This is a genomic window from Paranoxybacillus vitaminiphilus (assembly GCF_003259935.1).
GTDB lineage: Bacteria > Bacillota > Bacilli > Bacillales > Anoxybacillaceae > Paranoxybacillus > Paranoxybacillus vitaminiphilus.
Genome location: NZ_QLMH01000005.1, coordinates 123,285 through 129,284 on the forward strand (window position 1 = coordinate 123,285; position 6,000 = coordinate 129,284).

Sequence of the window (6,000 nt, forward strand, 5' to 3'; positions counted from 1 at the left end):
AGTTATATTTGTGAAACGCACGTGAGGTCAGACCCTTATGAGACAGCCTCTTATTTAGAATAGGGAGGTATGGCATGGCATGCGGTTTATTCTCGAAAATAACCGCCTCATTCCAGAGCCGCTGGCGAAAGAGCGGGGGAAAGAGGCAATACCTATCAGCTGTTTTGAGCAGCTTCCTTCTTTTCCTGTTCATCCTCACTTTTCTTTCTCCGCTGAACTTCTCTCATTCCTCGAAGGGAAACAACTGCTTCTTGATGAACTTCCTTTTCCAATTGAATTGCTTCAGGCGCATTATGAACAAGGATATATCAGGTACGAAAAAGGTATTACGAAAACAACGAAAGGCTGCCGCTGCCAGCGGTGCGGCAATGAAGAAACGCATTTATTCGCTTCGTTTTTCTGTGCCCGCTGCCAGCAACCGTGCACATATTGCCGCAAATGCGTTATGATGGGGAGGGTGAGTACCTGCACGCCGCTTATTGTTTCATGCATGCCGGTGAGAGGACAAATGTATGACGATGCGTTACATTGGCACGACACCCTTTCATCAGCGCAGCGATCGGCGGCTGAAACGGTTGTGCACGCAATAGAACATAACGAACAGTTGCTTGTTTGGGCAGTGTGCGGAGCAGGGAAAACAGAGGTGTTGTTTCCCGGAATCAACCGGGCGCTGCAGCTGGGAAAGCGGGTGTGCATCGCCACACCAAGAACCGATGTTGTGTTAGAGCTGGCACCGCGCTTAAAACAAGCATTTCCTTACCTTCCTGTCATCGCTTTATACGGCGGCAGCGAGGATCGCGGCAAAACAGCACCGCTTGTGATTTCCACGACCCATCAGCTGCTTCGGTTTTACAAAGCGTTTGATGTGATGATCATTGATGAAGTCGATGCCTTTCCGTATTCCGTTGAGCCGATGCTGCAGTATGCCGTGGAAAAAGCAAAAAAGGAGCCGTCTTCTGTTGTTTATTTAACAGCGACACCGAATCGAAAGTGGCAGCAAGAAATAAAAGAGGGAAAGCGAACAGCGGTGACGATCCCGGCCCGCTACCACGGCTTTCCGCTTCCGGTTCCTGCCTTTGAATGGTGCGGCAATTGGCGCAAAGCCGTGAAGAAGCAATCTTTGCCCCGCAACGTTCTTGCATGGATTCATGATCGTCTTGCCGGGCAGAGGCAAGCCTTTTTATTTGTGCCGCATATCGAGCTTCTTGAGAAGATTGTTGCCATTTTAAAAAAGCTCGATGCAAAAATCGCAGGGGTTCATGCCGAAGATCCGGAAAGAAAAGAAAAAGTCGCCGCTTTCCGCAAAGGAGAGCTTCCGCTTCTTGTGACGACAACGATTTTAGAGCGCGGCGTGACCGTTCCGAATATTGATGTCGCTGTACTCGGTGCCGAAGATTGCATTTTTACGGAAGGGGCGCTCGTGCAAATTGCCGGGCGTGTCGGCAGAAGCGCGCAATATCCAAGCGGCGATGTCCGTTTTTTCCATTACGGAAAAACAAAAGAAATGATTGCCGCGAAAAAGCATATTGAACGAATGAACAAAGAAGCGGCAAAAAGGGGGCTGTTAAAAACAAAATGACGTATTATTGTTTTATTTGTCATGCACCTTACAGTCCGGTTGTTAGCTGGCAGCATGTATTAACATTGAAGAACCTCGACATTCTTTGCGAAAAATGCCGCCGCGCACTTTTATGCATTAGCGGGGAAACGTGTGAGAGTTGCGGACGGCCTTTTCAGCATCTTGACTCATCTTATCGTCAAGGACCTTTATGCACTGACTGTATTCGCTGGCAGGAAGATGAGGATTGGAAAGGTGTTTTAACGAAAAACCGCTCTGTTTATTTATATAATGACTTTATGAAAGAAGTGGTTTCCCTTTGGAAGTTCCGCGGTGATTACGCGATTGTCAACGTGTTTCAAGAGGATTTTTCGCGCGAATTTTTCCGGCATTTTGATGATACGTTCCTCATTGTTCCGATTCCTCTCAGCGCTGAGCGTTTATACGAACGAGGCTTTAACCAGGCAAAAGCGCTGGCTGAGCTGTTGAATCTCCCCATCCATGATATCCTCACACGCCATCACCATGAAAAACAATCGAAAAAATCACGCCGTGAGCGATTGCAAACGGAAAATCTATTTCAACTAGCGGAACAAATATGTTTAACGAACCGGCGTATTGTCCTCATCGACGACATTTACACGACCGGAACAACTTTAAGGCATGCGGCGAAGCTGTTGCGGGAGGCGGGGGCGAAAGTGATATGTTCGTTTACGTTAGTTCGGTCATAAGTAGGCATATTCGCTCATAAATATTGTTCCGCTTTTTGCCGATATAAAGAATAAGGAAATGTAGAACGGGGAGTGAAAGCAATGGAAATTCGCAATTACATAACAAGACAAGCAGCTTTCGCACATGAACAACCAATCGTATTAAAAAATGGTGAAACGTATGAGGCAACGATAAAGGAAAAAATGAACGCCAATGAAGCGATAGTGAATATAAAAGGAACGGATATTCGTGTTCAAGTAGAAGGGGAATTGCCTCAAGAAGAACGTGTGATGATAGAGGTAAAAGCCCAACAAGGCGATGTTCCGGTAGTGAAAGTGATCCCGCAGTCTCAGACGGCAGCGAAGCCGCAAACGAATGATGTCACAACCATTTTAACGAAACTTGGGGCAGGGGAAAATGTGCCGGTCGAGTTAAAGCAAGCGGGACAATTGCTGCTCTCTAAAGAAATGCCGCTGACGAAAGAAACGGTTGCTGTATTAAAAACATTTTTCGCTGAAGCTCCGGGTACGGTCGAACAAAAATTAGATACGATTCGTGCTTTAGTAAATAAAGGATTAGAAGTAACGAACGCGCAAATAACAGCGGTTCATGAGGCACTGCATGGAAAGCCGCTCGGTGAAGTGTTAACGTCCATCGCGAAACAACTGGATGCAAGTTTTACATTTACAAAACAAGAAGTGGACAACAATGGTCGCGTTACAAAAGAAGTACTTGTGAATGTTCGCAAAGAGATTCAACGTGAGCCGAATTTTGCGAAAGTCATCGAACGCGTTACCGAGTTAGCCAAAACGGCAGAAACAGATGTATCGGAAGCTTTAAATAAAGCGGTGCGTGAAGCGGTTGCCTTCCATGAAAAAGGTCAACAATCATTTGCCCGCAGTAAAATCGTGCAAACATTAGTAGCATTAGAACAATCCGCTTCCCAAGAAGCGCGCGTTCAACGCGGAATGAGCGAGTATGATTTAGCGGAGCAAGTGAAAAAACTGCGTGAACATGTACAACGCGAACCGTTAGTAGGGAGAGCAATTGCGATTGTAAAAGAAAAGATGGTTGATAACAGAAACGTCTCTCACCATATTCAAGAAAAACTAGCTTCAAGTCTTAAGGAAGTAGAGAGATTACGACAAATAGGTCAGCCTCTTTCTGCCAAAGAAAAGCTACTGCAAGCATTGACACAAGTGGAAGATGAGATAGCAGCTAACTCAAAAATAACAGAAGCGCAAGTTCATGATGGGGCTGAACAGGCGGTACAAGTACTGCGAAAAGCAAAAGACATCATTCGGAATACGAACCATTTTCCAGAAGCGATTCAACGACTAAAAAACGAAATTATTAGTCGTGTAGACGAGAAAACGGCGGCAGAAATGGAAACATTAATCGAGCGTGCGTCCATTGCCCAAAAGATTGGCAAAGACCGTCTTATTCAAGCATTCACACAAATTGAAAAGGAGCTTGCGAGCCAACAAGCGGTTCGGACGGATCAAGTTGGACAGGCGTTGCGCATGAACGAAGCAAAGACTCAATCATCTGCGAATCTTGCAGAGTTAGTAAAAGTCGTACGCAGTCAGGTGATGAAGGAAGCGGATTTGACGAAAGCGCTGGCGCATGTCCGCACGCAGCTGATTCATAACGACAGTGTGCCAGAGGAAATGCAACAAAAAGTCGCCCAAGTCATCCAAGAAGCGCAGATGCTTAAAACAAACGGTCAAGAAGCAATGGCACGCCGTCAAATTGTTCAAGCACTAGCCGATTTAGAGCAATCTATTGTGCAAGAGAAACCGATTGTGCGCAATGTTGCTGACCAAATCAAGCAAGTGCATGAACAAGTAGCACGCGAACCGAACCTTGCGAAAGCAGCGGAACAAGTTCGCCAACAGATCGTGGATGCACCGGAAATGAATCGGGAAGTAGCAGAGAAAGTGAATCGAGCATTGCATGAAGTGGCTCAACTTCAGCGAATGGGCCGCGAAGGAGAGGGCCGGGCACGTTTAGTCCAAGCATTAACGCAGTTGGAACAAGAACTGCGCATGCAAGAACCGGCAAATCAAGTGAAACAAGTGCGTGAACAAGCAGCACGCGAACCGAATCTCGCCAAAGCAGTGGAACAAGTTCGTCAACAGATCGTTGATGCGCCGGAAATGGATCGGGAAGTAGCGCAGAAAGTCGATCGAGCGTTGCGTGAAGTGGTTCAACTTCAGCAAATGGGACGTGAAGGCGAGGGTCGAGCACGTTTAGTCCAAGCATTGGAACAAGTGGAACAAGAACTGCGCACACAAGAACCGGTAAATCAAGTAAAGCAAGTGCGTGAACAAGTAATGCGCGAACCGAATCTCGCCAAAGCAGTGGAACAAGTTCGTCAACACATTGTGGATGCGCCGGAGATGGATCGGGAAGTAGCGGAGAAAGTAAATCGAGCGCTGCGAGAAGTGGTTCAACTTCAGCGAATGGGGCGTGAAGGTGAGGGCCGTGTTCGTTTAGTCCAGGCGTTAACACAGGCAGAGGAAGCGTTGCGTGCAAATGAAGGGAAATATCAGAATCTTACAGATCTAGTAAAAGAAGTGCGTAGTCAGATGATGAAGGAAGCGGATTTGACAAAAGCGTTGGTTCATGTCCGCACGCAGCTGATTCATAACGACAGTGTGCCAGAGGAAATGCAACAAAAAGTCGCCCAAGTTCTTAAAGAAGCGCAGGTTCTGAAAGCGAACGGTCAAGAAGCAATGGCACGCCGTCAAGTCATTCAAGCATTAACGGAGTTAGAGCAATCTATTGTGCAAGAGAAACCGATTGTGCGTGAGGTTGCGAACCAAATTAAGCAAGTGCGAGAACAGGTAACACGCGAACCGAACCTCACCAAAGCAGTGGAACAAGTTCGCCAACACATTATGGATGCACCGGAAATGAATCGGGAAGTAGCAGAGAAAGTGGATCGAGCGTTGCGTGAAGTGGTGCAACTTCAGCAAATGGGCCGCGAAGGCGAGGCTCGTGCTCGTTTAGTCCAAGCATTGACGCAAGCAGAACAAGAACTGCGCACACAAGAACCGGCAAATCAAGTAAAGCAAGTGCGTGAACAAGCAGCGCGCGAACCGAATCTCGCCAAAGCAGTGGAACAAGTTCGCCAAAATATCGTTGATGCGCCGGAAATGAATCGGGAAGTAGCGCAGAAAGTCGATCGAGCGTTGCGTGAAGTGGTGCAACTTCAGCAAATGGGACGTGAAGGCGAGGGTCGAGCACGTTTAGTCCAAGCATTGACGCAAGTGGAACAAGAACTGCGCACGCAAGAACCAGCAAATGAAGTGAAACAAGTGCGTGAACAAGTAATGCGTGAACCGAATCTCGCCAAAGCAGTGGAACAAGTTCGCCAACAGATCGTGGATGCGCCGGAGATGGATCGGGAAGTAGCGGAGAAGGTAGATCGAGCATTGCGTGAAGTGGTGCAACTTCAGCAAATGGGACGTGAAGGCGAAGGCCGAGCGCATTTAACGCAGGTGTTAACACAAGTGGAACAAGAACTGCGCATGCAAGAACCGGTAAATCAATTGAAACAAGTGCGTGAACAAGCAGCGCGTGAACCGAACTTGTCCAAAGTGGTAGAACAGGTTCGCCAACAGATCGTGGATGCACCGGAAATGGATCGGGAAGTAGCGGAGAAAGTGGATCGAGCGTTGCGTGAAGTGGTGCAACTTCAGCAAATGGGACGTGAAGGCGAAGGC

General features: G+C 47.5%; 3 protein-coding genes. All 3 read left to right on the top strand.

The genetic code is table 11. From position 1 onward, the window contains the following. The first annotated feature begins 79 nt into the window (after positions 1-79). Positions 80-1,579, top strand: coding sequence for a DEAD/DEAH box helicase (locus tag B0I26_RS08180; protein WP_111644957.1), 1,500 nt, complete (start codon positions 80-82; stop codon positions 1,577-1,579). Then, the gene (locus tag B0I26_RS08185) at positions 1,576-2,289 is read left to right on the top strand and encodes a ComF family protein (protein WP_111644958.1); all 714 of its coding nucleotides are present in this window, start codon (positions 1,576-1,578) and stop codon (positions 2,287-2,289) included. Before B0I26_RS08180 ends, B0I26_RS08185 begins: the two co-directional genes overlap by 4 nt. Positions 2,290-2,370: 81 nt before the next feature. Then, positions 2,371-6,000, top strand: a 3,630-nt coding sequence (locus B0I26_RS18240; RefSeq protein ID WP_181502799.1) for a hypothetical protein, incomplete at its 3' end; no start/stop codon positions are given.